This is a genomic window from Lentzea sp. NBC_00516, assembly GCF_036346835.1.
GTDB classification, from domain to species: domain Bacteria; phylum Actinomycetota; class Actinomycetes; order Mycobacteriales; family Pseudonocardiaceae; genus Lentzea; species Lentzea sokolovensis.
The window spans coordinates 8,848,598-8,875,318 of record NZ_CP107840.1 but is presented as its reverse complement, the minus strand read 5'-3'; the positions used below and the strand labels follow the sequence as shown (position 1 = coordinate 8,875,318).

Annotated in this window: 21 protein-coding genes and 1 tRNA gene; 8 read left to right on the top strand and 14 right to left on the bottom strand. The window is 68.9% G+C overall.

Features of this window, described 5'->3' with window-relative positions; genetic code table 11:
* The first annotated feature begins 375 nt into the window (after positions 1-375).
* Together OG205_RS41185 and OG205_RS41180 are read left to right on the top strand one after the other, a co-directional pair.
* The gene (locus tag OG205_RS41185) at positions 376-684 is read left to right on the top strand and encodes a hypothetical protein (RefSeq protein ID WP_330273204.1); all 309 of its coding nucleotides are present in this window, start codon (positions 376-378) and stop codon (positions 682-684) included.
* Positions 685-728: 44 nt separating this feature from the next.
* Positions 729-3,275: a BTAD domain-containing putative transcriptional regulator gene (locus OG205_RS41180; RefSeq protein WP_330273203.1), complete on the top strand. Its 2,547-nt coding sequence runs from the start codon at positions 729-731 to the stop codon at positions 3,273-3,275.
* 78 nt (positions 3,276-3,353) lie between these two features.
* Here OG205_RS41180 and OG205_RS41175 read toward each other — a convergent pair whose 3' ends face one another.
* A complete protein-coding gene (locus OG205_RS41175) occupies positions 3,354-5,096 on the bottom strand; it encodes a proline--tRNA ligase (RefSeq protein WP_330273202.1) in 1,743 nt (580 codons plus the stop codon).
* A gap of 135 nt (positions 5,097-5,231) precedes the next feature.
* Between OG205_RS41175 and OG205_RS41170 the strand changes: the two genes are divergently transcribed.
* Entirely contained in the window at positions 5,232-5,591 is a 360-nt protein-coding gene (locus OG205_RS41170) for a VOC family protein (RefSeq protein WP_330273201.1), read from the top strand.
* A 52-nt stretch (positions 5,592-5,643) separates the two neighbouring features.
* On the opposite strand, the gene OG205_RS41165 is transcribed toward OG205_RS41170, so the two are convergent.
* On the bottom strand, positions 5,644-6,600 hold the full coding sequence (locus tag OG205_RS41165) for a GNAT family N-acetyltransferase (protein WP_330273200.1): 957 nt from the start codon (positions 6,598-6,600) through the stop codon (positions 5,644-5,646).
* An 86-nt stretch (positions 6,601-6,686) separates the two neighbouring features.
* Between OG205_RS41165 and OG205_RS41160 the strand changes: the two genes are divergently transcribed.
* Positions 6,687-7,442: an SAM-dependent methyltransferase gene (locus OG205_RS41160; protein WP_330273199.1), complete on the top strand. Its 756-nt coding sequence runs from the start codon at positions 6,687-6,689 to the stop codon at positions 7,440-7,442.
* A 77-nt stretch (positions 7,443-7,519) separates the two neighbouring features.
* Here OG205_RS41160 and OG205_RS41155 read toward each other — a convergent pair.
* Both OG205_RS41155 and OG205_RS41150 read right to left on the bottom strand, forming a co-directional pair.
* Positions 7,520-7,593 (bottom strand) — tRNA-Ser (locus OG205_RS41155).
* A 16-nt stretch (positions 7,594-7,609) separates the two neighbouring features.
* The gene (locus tag OG205_RS41150; RefSeq protein ID WP_330273198.1) at positions 7,610-8,935 is read right to left on the bottom strand and encodes a hypothetical protein; all 1,326 of its coding nucleotides are present in this window, start codon (positions 8,933-8,935) and stop codon (positions 7,610-7,612) included.
* Positions 8,936-8,996: 61 nt separating this feature from the next.
* Here OG205_RS41150 and yaaA point away from each other — a divergent pair, with 61 nt between their 5' ends.
* The 4 genes from yaaA to OG205_RS41130 all read left to right on the top strand — a co-directional run bounded on the left by yaaA (position 8,997) and on the right by OG205_RS41130 (position 14,570).
* Positions 8,997-9,725: a peroxide stress protein YaaA gene (gene yaaA / locus OG205_RS41145; RefSeq protein ID WP_330273197.1), complete on the top strand. Its 729-nt coding sequence runs from the start codon at positions 8,997-8,999 to the stop codon at positions 9,723-9,725.
* A gap of 208 nt (positions 9,726-9,933) precedes the next feature.
* On the top strand, positions 9,934-10,902 hold the full coding sequence (locus OG205_RS41140) for a serine protein kinase RIO (RefSeq protein WP_442916659.1): 969 nt from the start codon (positions 9,934-9,936) through the stop codon (positions 10,900-10,902).
* A gap of 234 nt (positions 10,903-11,136) precedes the next feature.
* Positions 11,137-12,690: a DEAD/DEAH box helicase gene (locus OG205_RS41135; protein WP_330273195.1), complete on the top strand. Its 1,554-nt coding sequence runs from the start codon at positions 11,137-11,139 to the stop codon at positions 12,688-12,690.
* A 680-nt stretch (positions 12,691-13,370) separates the two neighbouring features.
* Positions 13,371-14,570, top strand: coding sequence for an MFS transporter (locus OG205_RS41130; protein ID WP_330273194.1), 1,200 nt, complete (start codon positions 13,371-13,373; stop codon positions 14,568-14,570).
* Here the strand turns inward: OG205_RS41130 and OG205_RS41125 are convergent.
* From OG205_RS41125 to OG205_RS41080, 10 genes are all read right to left on the bottom strand, one after another.
* Positions 14,515-16,317 (bottom strand): ABC transporter ATP-binding protein, encoded by a 1,803-nt coding sequence (locus OG205_RS41125; RefSeq protein ID WP_442916860.1) that lies wholly within the window; start codon positions 16,315-16,317, stop codon positions 14,515-14,517. The two genes, OG205_RS41130 and OG205_RS41125, sit on opposite strands and share 56 nt — an antisense overlap.
* Positions 16,318-16,346: 29 nt before the next feature.
* Positions 16,347-18,077, bottom strand: coding sequence for an ABC transporter ATP-binding protein (locus OG205_RS41120; protein WP_330278339.1), 1,731 nt, complete (start codon positions 18,075-18,077; stop codon positions 16,347-16,349).
* 130 nt (positions 18,078-18,207) lie between these two features.
* Positions 18,208-19,071 carry an RICIN domain-containing protein gene (locus tag OG205_RS41115; protein ID WP_330273193.1) on the bottom strand — a complete coding sequence of 288 codons (864 nt, stop codon included), beginning with the start codon at positions 19,069-19,071 and terminating at the stop codon, positions 18,208-18,210.
* Positions 19,072-19,193: 122 nt separating this feature from the next.
* Positions 19,194-20,402, bottom strand: a complete 1,209-nt coding sequence (gene cobA, locus OG205_RS41110; protein ID WP_330273192.1) for a uroporphyrinogen-III C-methyltransferase — start codon at positions 20,400-20,402, stop codon at positions 19,194-19,196.
* Positions 20,403-20,453: 51 nt separating this feature from the next.
* Positions 20,454-21,167 (bottom strand): PIG-L deacetylase family protein, encoded by a 714-nt coding sequence (locus OG205_RS41105; RefSeq protein WP_330273191.1) that lies wholly within the window; start codon positions 21,165-21,167, stop codon positions 20,454-20,456.
* A gap of 51 nt (positions 21,168-21,218) precedes the next feature.
* Complete coding sequence (locus OG205_RS41100; RefSeq protein WP_330273190.1) at positions 21,219-21,992, bottom strand: S1 family peptidase; 774 nt, start codon at positions 21,990-21,992, stop codon at positions 21,219-21,221.
* 125 nt (positions 21,993-22,117) lie between these two features.
* Entirely contained in the window at positions 22,118-23,488 is a 1,371-nt protein-coding gene (locus OG205_RS41095) for a M36 family metallopeptidase (protein ID WP_330273189.1), read from the bottom strand.
* A 103-nt stretch (positions 23,489-23,591) separates the two neighbouring features.
* Positions 23,592-24,863: a cobalamin biosynthesis protein gene (locus OG205_RS41090; protein WP_330273188.1), complete on the bottom strand. Its 1,272-nt coding sequence runs from the start codon at positions 24,861-24,863 to the stop codon at positions 23,592-23,594.
* Positions 24,845-25,666 (bottom strand): hypothetical protein, encoded by an 822-nt coding sequence (locus tag OG205_RS41085; RefSeq protein WP_330273187.1) that lies wholly within the window; start codon positions 25,664-25,666, stop codon positions 24,845-24,847. Before OG205_RS41085 ends, OG205_RS41090 begins: the two co-directional genes overlap by 19 nt.
* The gene (locus OG205_RS41080; RefSeq protein WP_330273186.1) at positions 25,666-26,709 is read right to left on the bottom strand and encodes a cobalt-precorrin-4/precorrin-4 C(11)-methyltransferase; all 1,044 of its coding nucleotides are present in this window, start codon (positions 26,707-26,709) and stop codon (positions 25,666-25,668) included. Before OG205_RS41080 ends, OG205_RS41085 begins: the two co-directional genes overlap by 1 nt.
* Positions 26,710-26,721 lie beyond the last annotated feature (12 nt).

The following is a 26,721-nucleotide window of genomic DNA, read 5'->3' as shown; positions in this document are numbered from 1 at the left end:
CATCGTTGCGGCGGCGGACTTCACGACGATCCTACGGCATGCCACCAAGCAGCCTGAACGTCTCATCGGGACTACTCCGAGCGGCACAAGCCGTTCGTTCGGATCGCTAACCGCACCCAACCATTGCGGTACACCGCACCTAATTCTCCGGATAAGCGACCACCCTGCGTAGTAACAGCTGTGTGCTGACTGATGGGTCAGCTATTGAAGCGTCTCAATTGGTTCCGCGGGCTCCGCCATCGCGGCCGATTGATACGCGGTGGGTGCGCGATAGAGCGGCGATGGGCGGCACTTCTAACTTCGTTCTCAGACACCACTCGAAGGTGTCTGAAGCACAACTCAAGCCAAGGACAGACCACGAAGAAAGAGGCCGACATGATCCGCAGGACGACCGCTGCCGCTCTGGTTCTCTCCGCCATCCCGGCGGCCCTGGCGATGACGCTCTTCTCCGGCACCGCGCAGGCCGACGACGACACCCCGTGGGGCAAGGGCGCGGGCGGTGACACCCCCTGGAGCCAGATCGTCAACGACGGCGACACCCCCTGGGGCCAGATCATCAACGATGGCGACACTCCTTGGGGCACAGTCACTTCCGACGACACCCCGTGGGGACGGTCCATCACGCTGCCGACGCTTCCGGCCGACGGCGACACCCCGTGGGGCGACGACACTCCTTGGGGCTGATCTCTCCCCCTCCGTCCGGATAGTCACCCAAGGAGGCCAGAACCATGCGATTCCACCTGCTGGGCTCACTGGAAGTCCTCGACGACGACCTGCCCGTGCCGTTGGGCGGCGTCAAGCAGCGCGCGGCTCTGGGTTTCCTCCTGCTGCACGCCAACCGAGTGGTGGCGACGAGCAAGTTGCTCCAGGCGTTGTGGGCACGGGACGTCCCGCCCACGGCGCGCAAGATGCTCCAGAACGCCGTCTCAGGGCTGCGAGGCGTTCTCACTCCCCACGGCAGCAACCCCGAAGGGTCAGCACTGCTGCTGACCCACGCGCCGGGGTACCTGCTGCGCGTGGACCAGAACTCCCTCGACCTGTCGCGCTTCCAGCAACTGACCGAACAGGGACGAGTTGAACTGTCCACCGGCAACTGGCCCGCCGCCGCGAAGGTGCTCCGCAAGGCACTGAGCTTGTGGCGCGGCCCGGTGCTCGCGGATCTTGCGGAGACCGGCATCAACTGGCCGGAGTTGACCGCCATCAAAGACGGGCGGCTGGCGACGCAGGAGGACTGCTTCGAGGCAGAACTCGCCTGCGGAAGGCACTACGAGATCATCGGCGAGCTGGAGTCGCTGATCGAGGTGGAGCCGTATCGCGAACGACTCAACGGGCAGTTGATGCTCGCGTTGTACCGGTGTGGCCGGCAGGTGGACGCGCTGAGCGTCTACCGCCGTACCAGGGCGGCGCTGGTGGAGGAACTCGGCCTCGAACCGGGCCGCGAGCTCCAGGAACTGGAGCGCGCGATCCTCGACCACGCCCCCATGCTGGACCTTCCGCCGTCGGTGCAACGCAGGCACCTGCTCTCCGTCGGCCAGGCCTTTCCCGTGCCCGCTCCCGTCGTGATCACGCCACCGGCGGCGGAACCCGTCGCTCCGGTGGCCGCGATGAACGTGATGACAGTGGAACGCAAGCTCATCAGCGTCGTGATGGTGTCGGCCCAGCTCGGTCTCGCGGCCGGCGACGGTGACCCGGAGGACGTCGACGCGGTGCACCAGGAAGTCGCTTCCGTCGTCTCCGCCGAGGTCTCCCGCCTGGGCGGCGTCGTCGGCGGCAACGTCGGGTCCGTGTTCCTGGCTCTGTTCGGTGTGCCCAAGACCGCCGAGGACGACGCCGATCGTGCCGTGCGTGCCTCGTTGGCCATTCGCGACCGGTTGGCTGCTGTCGCTGACGTGCAGATCGGTGTGGCGACCGGCGACTCTCTCGTGCGTCTGCCTTCGTCTGGTGCGCCCACTGCCACGGGCGTGCTGCTCGACCAGTGCCGTCAGCTGATGGCGTTGTCTCCGCTGGGTGCCGTTCATGCGTGCTCCGCGACCCGTGAGGCCGCCGGTTCCGTGACGTGGGAAGCCGATGGCTCCCCGACCGGGGGCTGGCAGGCGGTGTCGTGCGTGTCACCGCGTGGTGCGACCCGCCGTTCGCAGGCCGCCGTGCCGTTCGTGGAACGTGAACGTGAGTTGCTGGTGCTGCAAGGGCTTCTCGACGAGGTCCGCACGCGCCGACGCCCGCACTTCGTGACCGTGCTCGGTGAAGCGGGCGTGGGCAAGACACGGCTCGTCAACGAACTCACGTCTTCCTGCTCGACCGCATTGCGTGGAACCGCAACGGCTTTCGGCGACGACCACGGTTATGGGCCGCTTTCGGACGTCGTGAGCGGCTTCTCCTCCTTCGAGACCCTGCGGGCCGCTCTCGCGTCGCTGGTCGGCGTCGGTGAGCTCGCGGACCGGCTGCACAGCAGCCTCGCCTGCCTGGCCGAACCCGGTCCCGGCGTGCGGGCCGACTTCCCGGCGTGGCGGCGGTTCCTGGAGGAGGTCGCGGAGTCCGATCCGCTGGTCGTCTTCCTGGAGGACGTGCACTGGGCGAACGACGTGGTGCTCGACTTCGTGGAGGAACTGAGCGAGCACGCCGGTTCCGTGCCGTTGCTGGTGATCGCCACCGCGCGGCCGGAGTTGCTGCAGCGCCGGCCGGCGTGGTTCGGCGGCAAGCGCAACGCGACCACGATCAGCCTGGAGCCGTTGTCCCACAACGGAACTCGCAGCCTGCTGAACTCGTTGCTGCAGACTAGCGAGCTGTCGTCCGAACTGTGGCAGGCGCTCGTGACGTGCGTGGGCGGCAACCCGTTGTTCGCCACCGAGTACGCCCGCATGGTCGCCGACCCGCGCATGCCGTGCGTGCAGAACGACACTTCGCTGCCGGTCCCGCCATCAGTGCGTGGAGTGCTGACCGCTCAGCTCGACTCGCTGCCGTTCGAGGTGAAGGCCGTGCTTCAGGACGCCGCCGTCGCGGGTGATCTGGTGTCACCAGGAGCGGTGGCCGCGACGGGTCAGCGGGACGCTCTCGAGGTCGCCAAGGCCCTGGAACTGCTGGAACAGCGCGACTTCCTGCGCCGTCAGGGCCGCAACAGCGAGACAGGCGAGATCGAGTACGGGTTCCGGCATCTGCTGGTGCGCGACGTCGTGGCCGACCAGTTGCCCCGCGCCGAGCGCGCGGTGAAGCGGGAACGGGCGCAAGCGTGGCTGGAGGAGCCGGCGCTGGACCTCACCGACCGCCGGGCGGGCTGACCGCTTCCCTGGTGAAACGCTGAACGCCGGGCCGCGCGCCCCACCCCCCAGCGCGCTGCCCGGCGTTCAGTTCTCGTTTCAGCTGGTGACGACCTGCACCAGGTGGTCGACGGCCTCCGCCACCGGCACCTCGACGCGTTCGCCCGAGCGGCGGTCCTTGACCTCGACCGTGCCGTCCTTCAGGCCGCGGCCGATCACCAGGATCGTCGGGATGCCGACGAGCTCGGCGTCCGCGAACTTCACGCCGGGGCTCGCCTTGCGGTCGTCCAGCAGGACGTTGAGACCCTTGGCGCTGAGCTGCTTCGCGAAGTCCTCACCGGCGTTCATCAGCGTCTCGTCCTTGCCGGCGACCACGACGTGGACGTCGGCGGGGGCGACGTTGCGGGGCCAGATCAGGCCGCGGTCGTCGTGCGACTGCTCCGCGATGACCGCGACGAGCCGCGAGACGCCGACGCCGTACGAGCCCATGGTGATGCGGACGGGCTTGGAGTCCGGGCCGAGGGCGTCGAGCGAGAACGCGTCCGCGTACTTGCGGCCGAGCTGGAAGATGTGGCCGATCTCGATGCCGCGCGCGGCGACCAGCACGCCCTTGCCGTCCGGCGACGCGTCGCCCTCGCGGACCTCGGCGACGTCGATGACGCCGTCGGGGGTGAAGTCGCGGCCCGCCACCAGGTCGACGACGTGGTGGTCGGCCTTGTCCGCGCCGGTGACCCAGGCGGTGCCCGTGACGACGCGGGGGTCGGCGAGGAAGCGGATGCCGTTGGCCTGGATGGCTCCCGGGCCGATGTACCCCTTGACCAGGAACGTGTTCTTGGCGAAGTCGGCCGCTTCCAGCATCGCGACCTCGGCCGGTTCGAGCGCCGCTTCGAGGCGCTTGAAGTCGACCTCCCGGTCACCGGGGACGGCCACCGCGAGCAGCTCCCAGTCTTTGCCGGGGTGCTTGACCTTCACGAGGACGTTCTTCAGCGTGTCCGCCGCGGTGAACTTGCGGTCGGTGTTCGCGTTGAGGAAGTCCACCAGCGTCTCGATGGTGGGCGTGCTCGGCGTGTGGTGCACCTGCGCGGCGGGCTTGTCCTCGATCGACTGCTCGGCGGGCACGGGCGTCGCCACGGCCTCGACGTTCGCCGCGTAACCGGACTCGGTGCTGCGCACGAACGTGTCCTCACCCGTCTCGGCGACGGCGAGGAACTCCTCGGACGCCGAGCCGCCCATCGCGCCGGACGTGGCGGAGACGATCACGTACTCCAGGCCGAGCCGGTCGAAGATGCGGATGTAGGCGTCGCGGTGGTCCTTGTACGACTGGCTCAGGCCCTCGTCGGTGAGGTCGAACGAGTACGAGTCCTTCATCAGGAACTCGCGGCCGCGCAGGATGCCCGCACGGGGACGCGCCTCGTCGCGGTACTTGGTCTGGATCTGGAAGAGCGTGACCGGGTAGTCCTTGTAGGAGCTGTACTCACCCTTCACGGTGAGGGTGAACATCTCCTCGTGCGTGGGGCCGAGTAGGTAGTCGGCGCCCTTGCGGTCCTTCAGGCGGAACAGGTTGGGGCCGTACTCCTCCCACCGGTTCGTCGCCTCGTAGGGCTCCTTGGGCAGCAGCGCGGGGAATTGGATCTCCTGCGCGCCGAAGGCCTCCATCTCCTCGCGGACGACGGCCTCGATGTTGCGCAGGACCTTGAGGCCCAGCGGCAGCCAGGTGTACCCGCCCGGCGCGACGCGGCGGACGTAGCCGGCGCGCACCAGCAGCTTGTGGCTGGGCACTTCGGCGTCCGCCGGATCCTCGCGAAGGGTGCGCAGGAACAGCGACGACATCCTGGTGATCACGGTGGGTACTCCTCGTTCACGGGCAGTTGAAACAGCCTACTGGTTGGACGTTCCCCGAAATCGCGCGCGGTGCTTCGTTTGGGCTCTGACCTGCGGCGACCGGAATTGTCAGACCCTCTGAGTAGCGTCCGTCGCATGCCTTTGACCATTGCCATGATCACCATCGACACGGGCGACGCGCGCAAGCTCGCGGAGTTCTGGACGGCCGCTCTGGGCACCACGATCCAGAACGACTGGGGTGAGTTCATCGTGCTCGCACCGAACACCGAGTCCGGTCCCGCGCTAGGCATCCAGCAGGTGCCGAACGCGACGCCGGGCAAGAACAGAGTCCACTTCGACTCGCACGTGCCGGACCGCTTGGCGGAGGTCGCCCGCCTCGTCGCGCTCGGCGCCACGGAGATCGCGGTGCACAGCGTTCCCGGGCTCGTCTGGACCGTGCTCGCCGACCCGGACGGCAACGAGTTCTGCGTCGGCCAGGCCGGCGAAGAACTCTAGTGCCCTGGCCCGTTGCGGTGAATTCGCTCGCCGACGGGCCGGGGGCACGCCACTACAGCGCGACCGGCAGCCCGTAGTCGATCCAGGTCCGCGCCACCTCGAACCCGGCGCGCTCGTACACGCCGAGCGCACGGGTCGAGTTGGCCGAGTCCACGGAGAGCCCGGCGCGGTGATAGCCCTGTGCCCTGCCCTGAACCAGCGTGCGGCTCAGCAAGGCCGTGGCCACACCCCGCCCGCGATGCTCCTCCAGGGTGCCGACGTCCCCGATCCACAACTCGCGGACGCCCGTCATCTCCTCGACGACCGGGTAGTGCCGTGCGAGCACGAACCCGACCACGGCGCCTTGAGAGAGCGCCAGAAAGGAGGACTCCGGAACGAACCGCTTGCTGTCGGTGAACGACGCCGCCCATTCCTCGGGGCTGCGCTCGACCGACCCCCAGTGCTGGGCGAAGGCCGCGTTGCAGACCAGGCGGACCTCTTCGTCGCGAGCCGCGGAGAACGGCACGAACTCGTAGCCGGACGGGATCGGGACCTGGGCGAGTGACTCGCCCAGTGCCACCTCCAGCTCGTAGAAGTAGCGGTCGGCGCCGAAGCCGAGCTTCTCGACCAGCGCGACATGTCCCTCGGCACGGCTCTCGACCATGGTGCACACGGCGAGCGGCAGGTCCGGGTGTCGTGCGATGTGGAGGTCGTGCGCCAGGGTGGCGAGGCGTGGCAGCAGTTGCTGCCCGATGCCCTCGCGCCGGAACTCGGGGTGGACCGCTCCGTCGAGCCGGACGCGGTGCGTGCCCACGGGGTTGTCGCGCAACGCGACCAGCCCGTACGCCGCAAGCCTTCCGCCCGTGAGCACGGCCAGCGACCCATCGGGCAGGTCGGCCTTGCCGAACGACTCGGCGAAGTCCTCTTCGGACAACAGTTCGCCGGTGTCGTCGACCGCCTCGGCCGCGTTGTAAAGCGCGGCCACCGCCGGGATGTCCGCTGTCGTGAGCGGGCGCCACACGAGTTCCACGTCGAATGACGCTACGGGGAGGGGATACCGCCAACAACCGAATAACGCGTTGCCCGCGATGAGCCACCGGGGCCATCCTGCGAGCGATGACGCCACCAGAGATCGCACCGCTGCACGAGGACCTGACGTTCCACGGGCCCCTGTCCGAACAACGAGCAGCCCGCCTCATCCGCTCACTCCTGCCGCTGGACGACGCCCACGTGCTGGACGTCGGCTGTGGCTGGGCGGAGCTCCTCCTGCGGACCCTGGAGGCCGCTCCCACGGCCACCGGTACCGGCGTCGACCTGAACGCCGCGGACATCGCGCACGGCCAGGCCAACGCCGAGGCCCGAGGCCTGACTGACCGCGTCAGTCTGCAGGTGGCCGACGTCGCTCAATGGCACCCGGACCGGCCGGCCGACGTCGTGATCGTCAACGGCGCCAGCCAGGTGTGGGGCGGAGACCCGTTGCAGCACACGGCGAACGCGCTCACAGCGGCGAAGCAGCTGCTGCGCGCGGGCGGCAGGCTCCTGCTGGGCGAGGGTTTCTGGGAACGCGAGCCCACCGAGGACCAGCTGGCGGCGATGCCGGTGCCACGCGACCAGTACGGCTCGGTGGCCGACCTGGTGGACCTCGCGCACGCCCACGGCTACCGCATGCTCGCGGTGGAGCAGGCGAGCCTCGACGAGTGGGACGTGTTCGAGAACGGGCACGGCCTCGCCTGGGAACGCTGGCTGCGCGACAACCCGGACTCCGAGCACGCAGCGGAGATCAGGGCGAAGGCCGACACCTCCCGCACCTACCGGCTGCGGGGGTGGCGCGGCACGCTCGGTCTGGCCTACCTGACGCTCCAGGCGCCATGACCTCGCAGGCTCCACGAGGTCCGGCACAGCTCAGTGGCGGACCGGAGCCTGCCACTGAGTCACGTGTGCCGAGGGTGTTCGGCCGGCCGGGCTCGAACCGGCGTCCACCCGGAGAGTCGAGCCGGGCGTTCTACCGCTGAACTACAGCCGAACGAACGACAGCCTGCTCATCCCGCCGCGTCCTGTCCACCGAATACCGGAGCCTTGCCGCTGTAGACGCCGGCACGGCGCAATGCCATGCCCCACAAGGGATCCGCGACGGCCACGCCGTGCACGAGTTCCGGGGTCGGGCGGAAGCGGGCGGTGGCGCCGTGCGCGGGTGGAGCCGACCAGCCGGAGCGAGCCGGGTCCATGTCGAACGTGCGGCAGGCGCGTTCGACATCACCGCGCGTACATGTCGCGGTGCCGTCGAGAACCTCCCACGGCAGCGGCAGAGCAGCCCACACGTCGGTGTCCGAGTGCAGGTCGCCTCCTGTGTCGCGGTGCCACCACGCGAGGTCGGCCGCCATCAGCCGCATCGCCTTGCCCGGCCACGCGTCGACCAGCAGTTCGGTGGCTCCGGCGGCGTGCAGGCTGGAGATCCAGCCCGCACGGGCGGCGTTGTAGGCGCGCGCGAAGGTGTTCCAGGTGGACGAGTCGTGTCCTCGGCGGACGACCATGTTCGCCTGCTCGAAGTCGTTCTCCCACCAGAGGTCGCCCAGCACGGATGCCGCCGCTCGCGTGGCCGCCGACCAGCGGCCGATCTGGTTGCCGAGCTGCTGCGGCGTCAGGTGTCCCAGCACCTCCTCGGTCGGGTGGGCCAGCGCGATCATCGCCCAGTCCGTGCCGGGGGCGAGGCGGCAGCGGCGCAGCAGCGCCGCCGATACCTGGTCGAACGCGTTGTCGCGGCCGAGCAGCGTGAACCGGCGGCGCAGCTTGCGCCGGGCCGTGTAGTAGGCGATGAAGCAGGCGGCGTCGACGTCCGCGCGGAAACGGTCGCGGTCGATCGCGTCGACGAAACCGGCGGCCGCAAGCAGGGTGACGTCGCGCGTCACGATCACGCGGTCGAGGCGGTCCGCCTTGGCCGACAGCCTGCGCAGCATCCGGAAACGCCGGTTGTACTGGCGCTTCGACAGACCGATGCCCGCGGCGGCTCGCTCGTCGCGGTTCAGGCGGTCGGAGAGGAAGTCCGTGCGGTCCGGGTCCCAGCCGATCTCCGCGCCCACGAGCGACGCGAACTCCAGCACGGACAACGGGTCGTCCGCGTCGACGGCACCGTCCACGCCGAACACGACCCGTGTCGCGGCCACCTGACGGGCGGCGCCGACCGGGCGGGCGTAGTCGTCGCTCATGCCCGAGAACCCGTGCCAGCGCTGCGCGTGCGTCGCCACCTCGCCGATCACTCGGTGCTCGGCGTCCGTCAGCTTCGGGAGCGCCTCCAGCACGAGGACGGCCACGTCCTCCGGGCGCGGCCGGGCGTCGAGCGAGCGGTACAGGCGGTCGAGTGCGTCCACGCCTTCCAGATCACCACGCCCTGTCCAGCTGTTTTCCGGCTTTGCCCTACCCTTTTCAACCGTGCTGGTGCTGCTTCCCCCGTCGGAGACCAAGGCGATCGGCGGCGAGGGCGCGCCGCTCGACCTCGACGCGCTGTCGTTCCCCGAGCTCAACCCGGTGCGCGACAAGCTGGTGTCCGCACTGGCCGATCTCGCGCTGGACGTCCCGGCGAGCCTCAAAGCGCTCGACATCTCCGAACGCCAGGTCGACGAGGTGCATCGCAACGCGGCGCTGCGCACGTCGGAGACCACGCCCGCGCTGCTGCGCTACACCGGCGTGCTCTACGACAACCTGGACTTCCCGTCGCTCAAGAAGGCCGCGAAAGAACGCGCCTACCAGCGGCTCGCGGTCGCGTCCGCGCTGTTCGGGGCTGTTCGCGGTGGCGATCCCGTGCCCGCGTACCGGTTGTCCGGCGGGAGCACGCTGCCCGACCACGGCAGCCTGCGGACGTTGTGGAAGCCCGCGCTGGAGCCTCTGTTCTCCGACACCGGCGAGTTCGTCGTCGACCTGCGTTCCGGCGCGTACTCGAGCCTCGCGCGGATCCCGCACGCCGTCGTCGTCCGGGTGATCACGAGCAAGGGCAAGGTCGTGAGCCACTTCAACAAGGCGCACAAGGGGTTGCTCGCGCGCGCCATCGCGACGTCCAGCGCGGAGCCGGGCGACCTGAAAGGACTGGTCAGGCTCGCGCAGAAGGCCGGGCTCACCATGGTGCCGACGGGCGAGAAGACGGCGGACCTGATCACCGGTTAATTCGGTTGCGGGCACCGGACCCGCAGGGCAAGCTTCCCTCCGAAGCGTGACGACGAAGCTGGATCGAGGAGGTGCGTGATGTCAGAGCCTGTCTTTGGACGTGGCACCGCGTTCGCGACCCGTCCAGCCGCCTCTCGCGCCTGATCAGCACCGTTTGATCGCAGAGCGCCAGTGGGGCGGTCACCTTCATCTTTTGGGAGACCCCACCGTGCGCGAGCACGATCTTTTCGAACGTTACGAATCTGCTTTCGATGGCGCCGACGACACCATGCGGCGCAAGGGAAAGCGCACCAACCGGATCGCCGACGACGCGGGACCGACGCGTCGCGGCCGGATGACAGAAGAAGAGAAGCTGCGCGTCTCTCGGCTGCGCGAGGACCAGCTCAGCACCGCGGACACCCCCGAGGACGGCGACCGCTGGTCCACGTGGGGCGAGGCCGACCAGGGCCCGAAACCGCACCCCGACTGGCTCATCACGGAACTGGCCGCGGTCGACCGCGAGCTGGGCATCGTGAAGACCGGCAAGGAGGCGGACGTCTTCCTGCTGGAACGCGCCATCGGCGACAGGTCGACCCTGCTCGCCGCGAAGCGCTACCGCAGCAACGACCACCGGATGTTCCACCGCGACGCGGGGTACCTCGAGGGTCGTCGCATGAAGAAGTCCCGTGAGACGCGGGCGATCGCGAACCGCACCGCGTTCGGGCGCAACCTGATCGCGGAGCAGTGGGCGGTGGCGGAGTTCGCCGCGCTCTCCCAGTTGTGGCAGATCGGCGCGGCCGTGCCGTATCCGGTGCAGCGCAGTGGCACCGAGCTGCTGCTGGAGTTCATCGGGGACGCCGACGGCACCGCGGCACCGCGGCTCGCGCAGGCCCGTCCCGACGAGGACGAGCTGCTCGACCTGTGGCGCCAGCTGGTCGCGACGCTGATGACGCTCGCCGAGGCGGGCATCACGCACGGCGACCTCTCGGCGTACAACCTGATGGTCCACGACGGCAGGCTGATCATGATCGACCTGCCGCAGGTGGTCGACCTGGTCGCGAACCCCCGCGGCCCCGAGTTTCTGGACCGCGACGTCCGCAACATCTGTGGCTGGTTCGCCTCGCGCGGCCTGCCGCACGAGATCGGCGACCCGTCCGCGCTGGTCACGACGCTGCTGAACGTGGCGGGTATGGCCTGACGCACGTTGCGCGCCCGGCCGTGTCCAACGACACTGCCGGGCGCGCAAGGCTTCGCGATAGATCAGCTAGACTGTGCTGTACACCGATGCAGGCTTGACGGCCGTTGACCGGTGTTTCCACCCACTCATCAGCGGCGTGACCATCACGCCGGGCCCGTCCTTGTGATCGGCACCGCGGTAGCACGCGGGGCAGCCTCGAGACGTGCCATGTCCCGGAGGTTTGTTTTGCCATCAATGTCCGAAGGCCGTTCCGAGCGTGGACAAAGCCGCAGGTCACCGCGGCGCCGTTCGGGTCGCCAGGGCAACTCCTCGCGTCCGCAGCAGCGGGTCGAGGAACCGATCGTCGCCGAGGTCTTCGAGAGCACGCTGCCGGAAGGCCCGCTGCCCTCGTTCGCTGAACTCGGCTTGGCAGACGCGCTGATCAAGTCGCTCGTCGCCAACGAAATCACCGAGCCGTTCCCGATCCAGGCGGCCACCCTTCCCGACGCCATGGCCGGCCGCGACATCCTCGGCCGTGGCCAGACCGGCTCCGGCAAGACGCTGGCGTTCGGCCTCGCGATGCTGACCCGCCTCGCGACCGGCCGCTCGCAGCCGAACAAGCCGCGCGGCCTGATCCTCGTCCCGACCCGCGAGCTCGCGATGCAGGTGGAGACGGCTCTCACGCCGCACGCCCGCTCGCTGGGCCTGTGGTGCCGCGTCATCGTCGGCGGCACGTCGTTCCCGCGCCAGATCGAACACCTGCGCCGCGGCGTCGACCTGCTGATCGCGACGCCGGGCCGCCTGTCCGACCACGTCCGCCAGGGCACGTGCGACCTCGGCTCCGTCGAGATCACCGCGCTGGACGAGGCCGACCAGATGGCGGACATGGGCTTCATGCCCCAGGTCCGCGCGATCCTCGACCTGACCCCGCAGGACGGGCAGCGCCTGCTGTTCTCCGCGACGCTCGACGGCGACGTGGACAAGCTGGTCCGCCAGTACCTGCACTCCCCGGTGACGCACTCGGTGGCCCCGGCCACCGCCAGCGTCACGACCATGGAGCACCACCTGCTGTTCGTGTCCGCAGAGGACAAGCAGAACGTGGTGAACGAGGTGGCCGCACGCGAGGGCCGCACGATCATGTTCGTGCGCACCAAGCACCACGTGGACCGCCTGGCCAAGAAGCTCCGCTCGATGGGCGTCAACGCCGGCGCGCTGCACGGCGGCAAGGCGCAGAGCGCGCGTACTCGCGTGCTCGGCGACTTCCGCGACGGCACCATGCCGGTGCTGATCGCCACCGACGTCGCCGCCCGCGGCATCCACGTCGACGACGTCTCACTGGTCGTCCACGTAGACCCGCCGGCCGACCCGAAGGACTACTTGCACCGCGCAGGCCGCACGGCCCGCGCAGGCCAGTCCGGCACGGTCGTCACCCTGGTCACGCACGACCAGCGCCGCGCAGTCCAGGGCATGGCCGCACGCGCGGGCATCCGTCCGGAGAGCACGAAGGTGCGCCCCGGCGACGACGACCTGGTCCGCATCACCGGCGCCCGCATCCCCAGCGGCGAGCCGATCATCGAACGCGAGAAGCCGGCCCGCCGCAGCGGTGGCTCCGGCGGTCGTCGCTTCGGCGCTCCCGCCGCCGGTGGCAGCAGCAGCGGTGGCTACCGCGGCGGCTCCGGCCGGCGCACCGAGGGCGGCGAGTTCCGCGGTGGACCGCGCCGTTCGGAGCGTTCCGAGGGTGGTCGCACGTTCGGGCGAACCGAGCGCAGCGCCTCTGGTCGGCCGCGCCGGGCAGCACCGCAGCACTGAGCTTGATCTGATCGACGGTTGAGGCCGCTTCCCCGCTTCGGGGTGGCGGCCTTCGCCGTGTGCGGGGTCGGCGGCCTTCTATTGGCTGAAGGTCTGCCTTTGCCGCGCGGGTCGTCTCCTGGCGTTGCGGGGACTGCCTTGGGCGTACGTGCGCTGGGCGCCTCGTCTACGACAGCCAGACCGCCTTGCCGTGCGTGGCTGCTACTTCGCGGTGGAAGAAACGGCCTCGCCATACGCGCGGGAGGCCGCCTCTCATGACTGACAGCCCGCCTTGTCCGTACGCGCGCACCCGCTACCAGTCCAAGGCGGAAGAACGTTCTTCGCTATGCGCGCGGAAAGCCGCCTCTCCACGACTGACAGCCCGCCTTGTCCGTACGCGGCGCACGGTTACCACTCCGCGTCGAGGACCCTCGACATGGTGGGCCACACCGCCTACTACTCCGGACAGACGACCTTGCCGTGCGCGGGCCAGGCCGCTTCCCTCCTTGCCAAGCTGCCTTCGCGTTTCTCCACCTGGAAGAGGGGACTTCGCCGTTCCCCCGGCGAGTTGTCCACAGATCGGTGAGCGGTGGGTTGACACGCCCGAATCGTCGTTAGGTTGAGTGGAGGCAGGTGGTCAGCCCCCTGGGTGGGCGGGGCCTGAGCTGTGGGCGTTTTCGGTGCGGCAAGTAAGGTGCGGCATGGGGCGGAACTGGTACCTGCTGTGGGGCGGCAGCGCCATCTCGGCGTTGGGGGACGGCATCTTCCTGGCGGCACTTCCGCTGCTCGCCACCACGCTCACCCAGGACCCGAAGCTGATCGCCGGCGTCAGTTTCTTCGGCACACTCCCCTGGCTGCTGGTCTCGCTCTCGGCGGGCGCGGCCGCTGATCGGTACGACGGACGGCGCCTCCTTCTCACGGCCCTGTGGGTCCAGTGCGCGCTCATGGCCCTGCTCGCCACTTTCCACGGCGCACACATCGCTTTCCTGTACGGCATGGCGTTTCTGATCGGCACCGCCGAGACCGTGCCGAGGGCGGTCGGGCAGCCGCTCATCAAGGCCACCGTGGAGAACCATCTGCTGGAGCGGGCGAACGGGCGGCTGTTCGCATCTCAGGCGGTGGCGTTGCAGTTCGTCGGACCGCCGCTGGGTGGGTTGTTGTTCGCGATCGCCGTTCCCACCCCGTTCTGGGTCAACGCGTTGACGTTCGCCATCGCGGCGGCGCTGGTCACCAGGATGCGCACCGAACGCAAAGAGCCGACGGCCAGGCCGAAAGCCAGGGAAGGCATGCGATGGCTGTTGCGGCACAAGGCGCTCAGGACCATCACGGTCGTGTCGGCGACGACGAATCTGTGCATCGCGATGACGATGGCGACGCTGGTGTTGTTCGCCCAGCAGAGACTTGGGCTGACGAACGCCGGGTTCGGGGCGTTCCTGGCCACTCTCGCGTGTGGTGGGGTCGCGGGCGGGCTGCTCGCGGAGCGGTTGCTTGCGAGGTATCGCGACACGGTTGCGGCGACCGTGGTGCTGATTCCGTTGATGTGGCTGGGAATCGCGACGGTCGCCCACGACCTTCCCACTGTTGCGGCGTTCGCGGTGGTGAGTTCGTTCTGCACGGCCGTGTGGGGCGTGGCGACCTCGAGCTTCAGACAGCGTGTGGTGCCTACTGAACTGCTTGGGCGCGTCAGCAGCGCGCAGACCCTGATCACCTGGGGTGTTCAGCCGGTCGGCGCGCTGCTGGGCGGGTTCGTCGCGGACTCCTTCGGGCTACTGGCTCCTTGGTACGTGTCCGTCGCGCTGCGCACCGCGGTCGGGCTGCTCAGCCTGAAATCACTGCGCGCTCACTTCAGATCGCCGCCGCGAACTGCGCCGAGTACAGCCGGTGGTACGCGCCTTCCTTAGCCAGCAGGTCTTCGTGCGTACCCTGTTCGACGATGCGCCCGGCCTCCATCACCAGGATCAGGTCGGCGTCGCGGATGGTGGACAGGCGGTGGGCGATGACGAACGACGTGCGCGACGAGCGCAGGGCCGCCATGGCGTGTTGCACCAACGACTCCGTGCGGGTGTCGACTGAGCTGGTGGCCTCGTCGAGGATCAGCAGCGTCGGGTCGGACAGGAACGCTCGCGCGATGGTGAGGAGTTGTTTCTCGCCCGCGGAGACGTTCGAGCCCTCCTCGTCGATCACGGTGTCGTAGCCGTCGGGCAGGCAGCGCACGAAACGGTCCACATAGGTCGCTTCGGCCGCGGCGAGGATCTCCTCTTCTGTGGCACCTGGTTTGCCGTAGGCGATGTTGTCGCGGATGGTGCCGCCGAACAGCCAAGTCTCCTGCAGCACCATGCTCGCCTGTGCGCGCAGGTCCGCGCGGCGCAACGAGGTGATGTCCACGTCGTCCAGCAGGATCCGGCCGCCGCCGAGTTCGTAGAACCGCATGATGAGGTTCACGAGTGTCGTCTTGCCCGCGCCGGTGGGGCCGACGATGGCGATCATCTGGCCTGGTTCGGCCACCAGTGAGAGGTTCTCGATCAGGGGCTTGTCCGGGTCGTAGGAGAACGACACGTCCTGGAACTCGACCTTGCCGCAGCGCCACGGTGGCGGCACGGCGTCCGCCGGGTCCGGGCGTTGTTCCGGTGCGTCGAGGAGTTCGAACACGCGCTCCGCCGACGCCACGCCGGACTGCAGCAGGTTCGACAGGGAGGCGGCCTGGGTGAGCGGCTGGGTGAACTGGCGCGAGTACTGGATGAACGCCGTCACCTCGCCCAGCGTCATGCCGCCGGTGGTGATGCGCAGGCCGCCGATCACGGCGATGGCGACGTAGCTCAGGTTCGACAGGAACATCATCGACGGCATGATCAGGCCGGACACGAACTGCGCGCCGGCCGCCGCCTCGTACAGCTCGTCGTTGCGGCGGCGGAACTCCGCCTCCGACTCCTGCTGCCTGCCGAACGCCGTCACCAGCTGGTGGCCGCTGAACGCCTCCTCGATGTGCGCGTTCAGCCGGCCGGTGTGCTTCCACTGCGCCACGAACTGCTTCTGCGCGCGCTTGCCGATCGCGCGGGTCAGGGCGACCGAGATCGGGATGACGAGCATCATCACCGCCGCGAGCAGTGGCGAGATCACGAACATCATCACGGTCACGCCGATGATGCTCAGAACGGCGGTGAGCAGCTGGCTCATGGTCTGCTGCAACGTCGTCGAGATGTTGTCGATGTCGTTGGTGACGCGGGAGAGCAGCTCGCCGCGCGGCTGGCCGTCGAAGTACTTGAGCGGCAACCGGTGCAGCTTCTCCTCGACGCTCTCGCGCAACCGGTAGACCACGCGCTGCACCACCGTGTTCAGCAGCCGTCCCTGCAGCCAGCTGAACAGCGAGGCCAGCACGTACAGACCCAGCGCGAACGAGAGCACGCCCGCCAGCGAACCGAACTTGATCCCGTCCCCGGTGAGGCCGTTGAAGATGATGTCGGTGGCGTCGCCGAGGATTTTCGGGCCCAGCACGGTGAACGAGATGCCGAGCACTCCAAGCCCGACGACGAAGGCGAAGGTGACGCGTTCCGGTTTCATCAGACCGGCCACGCGCCGGGCCGACGTGCCGAAGTCCGCCGCCTTGCTGACCGGCGCCTGCATGGCGAACCGGCCGGCCGGACCGGCCATCGGTCGCGGCTGCTCACGAGCGGTGGTGGTCATGACGCTTCCTCCGGCGTGAGCTGGGAGTGGACGATCTCCAGGTAGGTGGGGCAGTTGTCCATCAGCTCGCGGTGCGTGCCCCTGCCGACGATCTCGCCGTTCTCCAGCACGAGGATCTGGTCGGCCTGGGCCACCGTGGAGACCCGCTGCGCCACGACGATCACGGCGGCGTCGCGCGTGTACGGCCGCAGTGCCGCGCGCAACGCCGCGTCGGTGGCGAGGTCGAGTGCGGAGAACGAGTCGTCGAACAGGTACACGTCCGGCCTGCGCACCAGTGCCCGGGCGATGGAGAGCCGCTGCCGCTGACCTCCGGACAGGTTGGTGCCGCCCTGGGAGATCGTGGCGTCGAGCCCGCCCATCGCGGTGACGAAGTCGCGCGACTGCGCGATGTCCAGCGCCGTCCACATCTGCTCGTCGGTGGCGTCGGGCGCGCCGTGCTGAAGGTTCGATCGCACGGTCCCGGTGAACAGGTACGACACCTGCGGCACGAGACCGATCCGCGAACGCAACGCTTCGGGATCCTGCGCCCGCACGTCGACGCCGCCGACCCGCACCTCCCCCGCCGTCACGTCGATCAGCCGCGGGATCAGGCTCATCAACGTGGTCTTGCCGGAGCCGGTGCTGCCGATGATCGCGGTGGTCTGCCCGGCGCCCACGCTGAACGACGTGCTCCTGACCACCGGCGCGTCGGCTCCGGGGTATCGGAACTCCGCACTGTGGAAGGACACCTCTCCGCGTCCGAAAGACGCGGCCACCGGCTCGACGGGAGCGTGCACCGACGGTTCGGTCTCGATGACCTCCATGATCCGCCCCGCGCTGACGGAGGCACGCGGCACCATCGTGGAGATGAACGACGCCATCATCACCGACATCAGGATCTGCAGGAGATAGGCGAGGAACGCGGTCAGCGCGCCGACCCGCATCTCCCCGTCCGCCACGCGGTGCGCCCCGAACCACAGGACCGCGACGCTGGACACGTTGAAGATCAGCATGACCGTCGGGAAGATCATCGCCTGCAGCCGGCCCGCCCTCAGCGCGATGTCGGTGAGCTGCGCGTTGGCGTCGGCGAACCGCTCGGTCTCCGCCTTCTCCCGCACGAACGCCCGCACCACACGCACGCCGGTGAGCTGTTCGCGCAGGACCCGGTTCACGTGGTCGATGCGCTCCTGCTGGCGGCGGAACAACGGCACCATTCGCACGGTGATCATGGCGACCGCGACCGCCAGCACCGGCACGCACACCAGCAGCAGCCACGACAGCCCGACGTCCTCGCGCAGCGCCATCACCACGCCGGCCACGGACATGATCGGTGCCGCGACGAACATCGTCGTCAGCATCACCACCAGCACCTGGATCTGCTGCACGTCGTTCGTCGTGCGGGTGATCAGCGACGGTGCCCCGAACCGCGCGACCTCCTGCGCGGAGAACGAGCCGACCCGGTGGAACACCCCGGACCGCACGTCCCGCCCGAACGCCATCGCCGTGCGGGTGCCGTACCGGACGGCCACGATCGAACAGGCGATCTGCAGCAGCGAGACGACGAGCATCCAGACGCCCTGATCCACGATGTACGAGGTGTCTCCGCGTGCCACGCCGTTGTCGATGATGTCGGCGTTGAGGCTCGGCAGGTACAGCGAGGCGACCGTGCCGACGAGCTGCAGCGCCACGACGATGGTCAGCTCCCTGCGATACGGCCGCAGGTAGGTCGTCAGCAGGCGGGTGAGCACTCGGTCCCCGCCTGGTGGCGAGGCTGTCTGGGTGGACAAGCAAGGCTCCTGTGGGTCGAGAGGTGCACGAAAAAACCACCGTCCAGACCGAAGCCTGGACGGTGGTGAGTAAAGCCGCAAAGTGAATTAGCTACTTCTTGGCCGCCGCCTTGAACGTCCACTGGGCAACGGATCCGGAGCAGGACGCCGCCGTCACCTTGCCGGACGCGTCCCGATAGCACTTGGTGTTGTACTGCATGTCCGAAATGGTCTTGTTCGGGTTGATGGACCACTGCTGGGCCGGTCCGCCGTCGCACTTCTTCAGCAGCACCTTGCCCGAGGACAACGTGGTGCACTGCTGGGGCGAACCCTGCTCCATGAACGCGCCGTGGAACTTGAACTGCTGGTTCTCGGCACCGCTGCAGGTGGCCGTCGTGAGCTGCGCGCCGGACGAGCCGCCCTGCAGGCACTTGCCGGTCGAGACGTTCTTGTACTCGCCGTTGGTGGTCTTGGGCTTCGCGCCGCCGTAGCACTCGCCGGTCGAGGTGTTGAAGATCGGCGTCGAGTCCACCTGCAGGTTCGACGGCGGGTTGAGGATCGTCTCCTCCATCACCGGCTTGCCATCGTCGTGGTAGTTCGTCAGCGCGTCCTCGCAGTCGATCGCGTTCATGGCGTTGCCGCCCTTGCCGCCGATCCACGCGTCGAAGTGCCACAGCTTCGGGCCGCCGTTGGGGCCGTTGCCGTTCCAGTCCTGCTCACAGGAGGAACAGGAGTCCTCCATGACGAAGTACTTCTTGACCCGCGGGAAATAGATCTTCGTTCCCGGCTTGGCCTCTTTGCTGGACGTCGCGAACGTGATCGGGTCCGACCACGTGCCCTTGCCGCCGGCCGTGTCGTGGAGCCCCGGATAGGCGATGTCGCCTCCAGGCGGCGTGTTGTCGTACCAGCCGTAGAAGGTCCAGAAAACCTGTTGGGATGCCGCGTTCGCCGGGGTCGAAACGACCAAACCGGACATCGCAAGCACAATGCCTGCCACCAAAGACAGGGCGCGTTTCATGCGGGCCTCCGCAAAACCGGTGGACTTGGCGGCGTGAATGCAGAGTCCACCGGATGCGCGGCTTTTGTAAAGAAACTTATCTAACTATTTGCGGAAGCAATCCCGGCGACGGGGCCGACCACGATGATCGCCGGAGGACGAATCTCGTGCGCCTTCACGTCGGCACCCAGGGAGTCCAAAGTGGACCGCAGAACGCGCTGAGATGCCGTGCTGCCCTCCTGGATCACGGCGACGGGGGTCGAACCGGGACGGCCTTCCATCAACGCCGTGGCGAACGCACCGGCCCGTTCGACAGCCATCATCAGCACGACGGTGCCGCGAAGGCGTGCGATCGCGGACCAGTCAACGAGAGAGCGCGGGTCGTCCGGCGCGACGTGACCAGAGACGACGACGACCTCGTGCGCCACGCCTCGGTGCGTCACCGGCACACCGGCCAGGGCGGGCACACCGAACGCCGACGTCACGCCCGGCACCACGGTCACCGGGATCCCGGCCTCGGCGCACGCCAGCAGTTCCTCGAAACCGCGCCCGAAGACGTACGGGTCGCCGCCCTTGAGCCGGACGACGAACTTCCCCTCCTTGGCGCGGTCGATCAGCGTCTGGTTGATGAACTCCTGCGTCGCCGCACGGCCGTACGGGATCTTCGCCGCGTCCACGACCTCGACGTGCGCGGGCAGCTCCTCCAGCAGCTCGCGCGGTGCCAGCCGATCGGCCACGACGACGTCCGCGTGAGCCAGCAATCGCTTGCCCTGCACGGTGATCAGTTCGGGATCACCGGGTCCGCCACCCACCAGCGCCACGCCGACCGGCGGAGCGGCCTGGTCCGCGATGCGCCCGTCGCGCAACGCCGCCACGAGCCCGTCCCGCACGGAAGCCGACCGGCGGTGCTCGCCACCCGCCAGCACGCCGATCAACATGCCGTCGTGCGTGCCCGTTGCCGGCGTCACGGCCGTGCCCTCGACGGCGATGTCCGCGCGCACGCAGAACACACGCTGCGAGAGCGCTTCTTCGCCGATCTGCGTGTTCACCTCGACGTTCGACGTGCACGCCACCACGTACCACGCGCCCTCGACGTCTCCAGCCTCATAACGCCGCTCGTGCCACGTCAGTTCTCCCGCGTCGACCATGCCCTGCACGGCGGGTGTGACGGACGGCGACACGAGCTCGACGACGGCGCCGGACGCGATCAGGCGAGGTAGACGGCGCTGCGCGACCGTGCCTCCGCCGACCACGAGGACGCGCCGGCCCCGCAGGTCGAGGCCGGCCAGGTAGTGCTGTTCAAAGGGCATGCGTAGAAGCATCCACACCGGACACGCCGTGTCCAGCCGAAGGGAACATGGTCACAGCGCCAGCAGCTCGAAAGAGGTCGCGAGGCCCCCTCCGAACTGCTTCCCCACCGCCTCCGCCATCTGCCTCAGGAACGGCTCCGGATCCGCCATGTCGCCGCTCAACGCCTCCAGATACGCCTTGTGCGCGCGTAGAGAGGCCACCGAAGCGTCGAACGAGTCGGTGATGTCCACGGCGTGCGTCGCCAACGGCGAGGACGCCGCCGCCACGTACTTCACGCCTTCCCACTTTTCCAGCCCGAGGTCCGGGAAGATCCACCGGTTGCCCGCGTCCCGCACCGCGTCGACGGTCGCGCGTCCGACGGCGATGTGGTCGGCCATGTTCAGGCCGCCGCCGGGCCAGGTCTCGCGGTAGTTGCCCGTGATCACGATCTCCGGCCGGTGCCGGCGGATGGCGGCCGCGATGTCGCGCCGCAGCGGAAGGCCGTACTCGATGGTGCCGTCCGGGTGGTCGAGGAACTCGACGTCGGTCACGCCGACGGCCACGCACGCCGCGATCTGCTCCGCGACCCGCAACGGACCGCAGACACTCGGTTCCATCGAGTCGATGCCGTTCTCACCACGGCACGCGAGCAGGTACACCACGTTCTTGCCTTGAGCGGTCCACCGCGCGATGGCGCCCGCACCGCCGTACTCCATGTCATCGGGATGAGCGACGACGACCAGCGCGCTCGACCAGTCTTCCGGCACAGCTTCCAGATCAGGCATGCGTGCAGGGTGCGCGCCAAGGCACGCACCCTGCAACAGACAAACGACGGCTTACAGCTGAGCGGTGATCGCCGAGTAGTACGTGGCGATCCGGCCGTACACGCCGGGGTAGCCGGCACCGGCGCAGCCGCGGCCCCACGAGGTGTCACCGATGAGCTTGCCGCCGAACACCAGCGGGCCACCGGAGTCGCCCTGGCAGGTGTCGGTGCCGCCCTGCGGGAAGCCCGCGCAGATCATCGAGCTGTTGCTGTACTGCGAGTACGCGGTCTTGCAGGTCGAGTCCGAGGTCAGCGGCACGTTGGCCTTGAGCAGGTACCGCGAGGCGGAACCGCCCGAGGACGTGGTGCCCCAGCCGAGGATCAGCGCGGAGTTGCCGGCCGTGTAGAGCGCGGTGTCGGACGGCGTAGCCAGCGGCATGGTGGCCGAGCTGATGTTGCGGTCCAGCGTCAGCACGGCCACGTCGTACCCGGCGGTCGCGGTGGTGTAGCTCGGGTGCACCCAGATCTTGGTCACGTTCGCGACCGTGCCCGCGGTGCTCTGCTTGTCGTCACGGCCGTGCACGACGCGCACGCTGGAGGCCGAACTGCCCTTCACGCAGTGTGCGGCCGTGACGACCTTGTTGGCCTTCGTCAGCGTGCCTCCGCAGAACTGCGAACCGGAGGTCGAGGCCAGGTAGACCACCCACGGATAGGTCGAGGTGCTCGCTCGCGTACCGCCGACGATCATCGGCGACACGTCGCTCGCGTTGGCCGGGGCGATGAAGAAGATGCTCGCGAGAGCGGACACCACGACGGACACGATCAGGCGATGCAGGGTTTTCGCCATGTTTGCCAGTCCTTCCCGATGACACTGTGTGTGCAGGGTGTACAGCAGCGGCACACACAGCGTCACGGGCGGAGATTCGGCGGCGTAACCGCCATTAGTCGCACATGTCCGACTTCACAATTGACCTACTTGAGGATGTCGCGAGCTTTGAACGCGGCCGTAACCGTGGCGGCATCCGCGTCACCGTAGAGCTTCTTGGCCGTGGCGACGGTCGCCTCGGCGGCAGCCTTGAACGTCGTGTTCGGCGTGTAGGAGAACTGCGACTCCAGCACGATCTTCGCCGCCTTGTCCCGGCCGAACGCCCTGTAGACGTCGAACAGCGCCCGCGACCAGATCTGGCCGTCGAAGTGCACCTCGTTCTGGCGGTCGCCCACCTTCAGCTCGGTGTCGGCACGACGGATGCAGTGCGGCGTCGTGGTCGTGTACGAGGTCGAGTCCCAGTCCATGATGCACGCCAGCGGGGCCTTGGCCGTGTCCTGCGAGTCACGCGAGGACAGCACCAACGCCCACCAGTCGCCGAAGCCCTCACCGATCGAGCCGCCGTCGAGGGACGAGCCGAAGCCCGGTACCTGGGCGTCCTGGATCGCGTGGCCGAGCTCGTGCCACACCACCTCGACGTCCTCGGCGTCGTCCACCCCGCCGGTGCCGAAGGTGATCTGGTCCTTCGACGGGTCGTAGAACGAGTTGTCCTCGGTGAGGCCCAGCGTGGTGATCTTCTGCGCCTCGTTGTTGATGTTCTTGAACCCGAGGCTCTGGATGTACTTCTGCGCCTCCGTCACGCCCCAGTAGGCGTTGACCTGTTCGAACAAGTCGTTGTTCCGCGTGTACTCGAACTTGTTGCTCTTGTTGTACGCGAGCTTGCTCTTGGCGCCGGTGATCGTCGCGTAGCTGCCCTTGAGGTAGCCGGAACCGTCCAGATCGGACAGCGTGACCGACTTGTACGCGGCGGCGGGCACGGCCGAGTCGGCGTCGTTGGCGTCCTTCAGGTTCTGGTTCTGCTGCGAGACAACGGGGTTCGGGCTGAACACCTTGCCGGTGCCGTTCGCGTGCTTGACCAGGCTCTCGGTCTTCACGACGGCACCGGACTCCGCGTGCACCAGCGTGCGCTCGGATCCCTTGCCGTTGTCGGAGATCACCTCGTAGACGAGGCCGGTGCCGGGCAGCACCTTCAGGTTCGCGCCCTCGGGGGCACTGACCTTGGTCTTGGCGTCCTCAGCGGTCACGGCAGGGGTGACGTCGACCGAGCCGACGGCGAGCCGGCCGTCGTCGACGGTCTTCACACCGGTCGCCTTGTCGACGTGCTCGACGTAGTAGGCGCCCAGCACGGGTTTTCCGTCGAACGTCTGCTCGTACCAGGTGTGCGTGGCGGTCAGGGAGTCGCGAACGGTCAGCAGCCGCAGGCCTTCCTTGGGTGCGGCGGCCTGGGCGGTGATCGTCAGCAGGGACAGCGCGACGCCGGCGGTGCAGGCGACAGCGACGAGACGACGGGCTCTCATGCCGGTCTCCAGTGCTTTCGGGCCCGGTGCAGGGGTGGGCCGTGTGCATGGCGACGCTAATCAAGAAAACTTCAGCGGAGACCCTACGAAAGAAGGAAAAACATCAGCGTTCCCATACTCCGGGAACAACAATTACGTCGGCTTCGACCGGATTGTCCAGCGTTGGTCCGGTTCCAAAAGCGACGAACGCGACCGCGGCCCCACGTGAGGCCAAATCGCACGCGCCCTCGTGGCCGACTTCGGTGCCAGAGCGCAGAAGCGGCCCGACGGCGTCGATCGCCTCCGGCGTCCCGATCACGAACGCGGCGCGCCGGATCTCCGCCTCCGCACGGGGCGTGCGCTCCTCGGCGGAGCCGGGACCGAGCCCGACCAGTGCGAGCCTGCCGCGCGGCAGTACCCGTGCCGCGGCCACGGTCACGTTGTCCCGCTTGAACTTCTCGGCCGCCAGCTCGATCTGACCACCGTGGCCGATGCTGCGCGCGCCCCGCAACGCGGCCGCCTCCGCGACACTCGCGGTGCCCATCGAGTTGCGCACCACCGAACTCGGGTTCGGCACCCCGATCTCGGCGAGCTCCTCGGTCGGGAACGTCAGCAGCTCGGCGGTGTCGCCGTGCCAGAAACCCCAGTCCTCCACGGCGTCCACGATGCCGGGTTCGTCCGCCTTGGCGTCCGCCGTCGCGAATGCCTTGATGGCACGCAGATCCAGACCGCCGTGGGTGTCCAGTTCCGACAGTGCGGCGCCCACGCTCGTGGCCGACGCACCGCGCGTCGAGCCGACACCGACGACGAGCGTGCGCGGCACGATCCGCAGCACGTTGTCCTTGGTCGCGGCGGCCCGGTCGTCGATGACGATCACCCACGTCGCGTCCTCGCCACCCGCCACGACGTTGGGCGGCAGCGCGGGCAGCGGGAAGTTCAACGGGTTGCGCAGCACGACCAGCTCGCCCGCCTCGATGGCGGCGGTGCAGGCCGCGACGTCGCCGTCCGCGGTGGCGTCGAGCTGCTCGACCAGCTCGTCCAGCACCGAGTCGATGGACGGGCCGCTGGTCACCACGGCCGTGCGGTTCAGCAGGTCCGCGACGTGGCGGGCGAACACGTCCACGTCACCGGCCAGCGCGACGACGAAGTGCTCGTCCACGCACACCACGGCGGGGTCGGATCGCCTGTCCCGCAACAAGGGCGCGATCAACCGGACCGCGGTGGCCGCGTCCAGGAACAGCACGACCGCGCCCAGCCGGGACCAAAGGCCGCGGACGGCGGGCTTGACGGGACCGTCGGGGACGACCGCGTCGGCACCGAGCAGACCGGCCAGATCTGCGGCGTCACCACGGTGGGCGGCACCGGCGAACACGCCGATCACTTCTTGGTTCCCCACAACACGGTCACCGGTACGGCCGGCGCGAATCCGGAATCCAGCAGACGTGAGGCGGTCCAGTGCACGCCCTCGACCTCGTATCCCGCGGCCTGCAACGCGTCGCGCGCGGGCACGATCTCGTCCACACCCTCCGTCGCGATGACGACGCGCTTGGCCGAGGCCGCCGCGCTCGCCTTGACCGCGCTCAGGTTGCCGCGGCCGACGAACACCGCGTCCGGGCGCGGCAACGAAGGCGCGTCCAGCTCGGCTTCCTCGACGCGGACATCGACGCCATGCGCGGAGGCGTTCGCGATGATGCGCACGCACTGCACGGGATCCGGCTCGACCGCGATGACCGCGGCGCCCAGCCGGGCACACTCGACGCCCACCGCGCCGGAACCGGCCAGCACGTCCCACACCAGCACGCCGGGACGGGGGGCGAGGCGGGCCAGCACGAACGCGCGGACCTCGGCGCCGAGCACGTGCGTGCGGCTCCCGAAGGCGTCGTCCGGCAGCGCCCAGCCGTCGGTCGCGCGGAGGAACTCGTTGTCCGCCAGGCACAACACGGCGTCCGGTGCGGTCCAGCGCCTCGTCACCGCGTCCCGTGGGTCCACAGTGGTCAGTTCGCCGGAGTCCTGCACGATCAGGGAGCGGCGCCAGCCCGCGAGGCCCGCGCCGATCTCGGCGGGCCCGATGCCGTCGGCCAGCTTGACGAGCACGGCGGAGCGGGCGCGGCACACGTTCAGCGCGGGGCGCAGGCCGTCCGCCGCGTCGACGATCTCGACGGGGCGGCCCGCTGCCTCCAGCAGCTTCTCGACCGACATCAGTTGCCGGCGGTGCGCTTGGGCTTACGGGCGGTCGGCCGCTTCTTGGGAGTGGCCGTCGATGCGCGGACCGTCGGCGGCTTCGGCTTCTCCGCCGCGACCACCACCAGCTTCGGCTTCGGCGCGGGCTCCTCGGCGGGCTTGCGCACCGACTGTTGTATTTCCTCCACCGCCGTCCACGCCGGGTTCGGCTCGGCGACGGGCGCGGTGGCGGGAGCGGGCGCGGACGTGGGAATGGGCTCGTCCACGCGGGTCGCGATGCGCGAGGCCGCGCGGCGGGACCAGCGGGTCGGGCGGGCTGCGCGCAGCGGCTCGTCCACCGACGTCGTCGCCGAGGCCGAGACACGACGCGTGGACGCCTTCACCGCGGCACCGACGAGGAACAGCGTCGAGCGGTACAGCTTGTGCTGCTTCACCACCGACTCCAGCTCGCCGACCGTGGTGTGCACGATCAGTTCGTCGGCCTGGCTCACCTTGTAGGCGACGACGACCGGCGTGGCCTCGGAGTACCCGCCCTGCAGCAGCTTCTCCACGAACTGGCCGGTGCGCGCGCCCGAGACCGTGGCGGCCATCGTGGTCTGCAGCGCGGCGAACTCGCTCACGAGCTCGCTGCTCTCCGGCGAGATCAGCACGGTGGACGACGCCTCGGTCAGCGTCAGCTCGCGGCCGATCTTGGCGGCAGCTGCGGCGACGACGGACACACCCGGCACGACCTCGACCTCGAGACCGAGACGCACGCACAGGTCGTGCTGCTCCTGGACGCCACCACCGGTCGCGGCGTCGCCCGAGTGCAGGCGCACGACGACCTGACGCGACGCGGCGGCACGGCGGTACACATCCGTGATCTCCTCGGGCGTGACGCGCGAGAAGTCGACCAGTTCGGCGTCGGCGCGGGCGTGCTCGCGGACGCACTCGAGGTCCACCGCCGCGGGCGCCCAGATGACGACGTCGGCTTCCGCGATGCGGCGCGCGCCTCGGAGAGTGATGAGGTCGGCGGCACCGGGACCGGCGCCGACGAAGGAGACCCGACCGGTCGTCGTCACGACAGCTCCACA

Excerpts from the sequence above, each read along its gene's own strand:
- OG205_RS41130 (WP_330273194.1), top strand. The coding sequence starts at position 13,371 with ATGGGGCGGAACTGGTACCTGCTGTGGGGCGGCAGCGCCATCTCGGCG.
- OG205_RS41125 (WP_442916860.1), bottom strand. The coding sequence starts at position 16,317 with ATGGCCGGTCCGGCCGGCCGGTTCGCCATGCAGGCGCCGGTCAGCAAG.
- OG205_RS41170 (WP_330273201.1), top strand. The coding sequence starts at position 5,232 with ATGCCTTTGACCATTGCCATGATCACCATCGACACGGGCGACGCGCGC.
- OG205_RS41100 (WP_330273190.1), bottom strand. The coding sequence starts at position 21,992 with ATGGCGAAAACCCTGCATCGCCTGATCGTGTCCGTCGTGGTGTCCGCT.
- OG205_RS41180 (WP_330273203.1), top strand. The coding sequence starts at position 729 with ATGCGATTCCACCTGCTGGGCTCACTGGAAGTCCTCGACGACGACCTG.
- OG205_RS41115 (WP_330273193.1), bottom strand. The coding sequence starts at position 19,071 with ATGTCCGGTTTGGTCGTTTCGACCCCGGCGAACGCGGCATCCCAACAG.
- OG205_RS41105 (WP_330273191.1), bottom strand. The coding sequence starts at position 21,167 with ATGCCTGATCTGGAAGCTGTGCCGGAAGACTGGTCGAGCGCGCTGGTC.
- OG205_RS41160 (WP_330273199.1), top strand. The coding sequence starts at position 6,687 with ATGACGCCACCAGAGATCGCACCGCTGCACGAGGACCTGACGTTCCAC.
- OG205_RS41095 (WP_330273189.1), bottom strand. The coding sequence starts at position 23,488 with ATGAGAGCCCGTCGTCTCGTCGCTGTCGCCTGCACCGCCGGCGTCGCG.
- cobA (WP_330273192.1), bottom strand. The coding sequence starts at position 20,402 with ATGCCCTTTGAACAGCACTACCTGGCCGGCCTCGACCTGCGGGGCCGG.
- OG205_RS41185 (WP_330273204.1), top strand. The coding sequence starts at position 376 with ATGATCCGCAGGACGACCGCTGCCGCTCTGGTTCTCTCCGCCATCCCG.
- OG205_RS41135 (WP_330273195.1), top strand. The coding sequence starts at position 11,137 with ATGTCCGAAGGCCGTTCCGAGCGTGGACAAAGCCGCAGGTCACCGCGG.
- OG205_RS41085 (WP_330273187.1), bottom strand. The coding sequence starts at position 25,666 with ATGTCGGTCGAGAAGCTGCTGGAGGCAGCGGGCCGCCCCGTCGAGATC.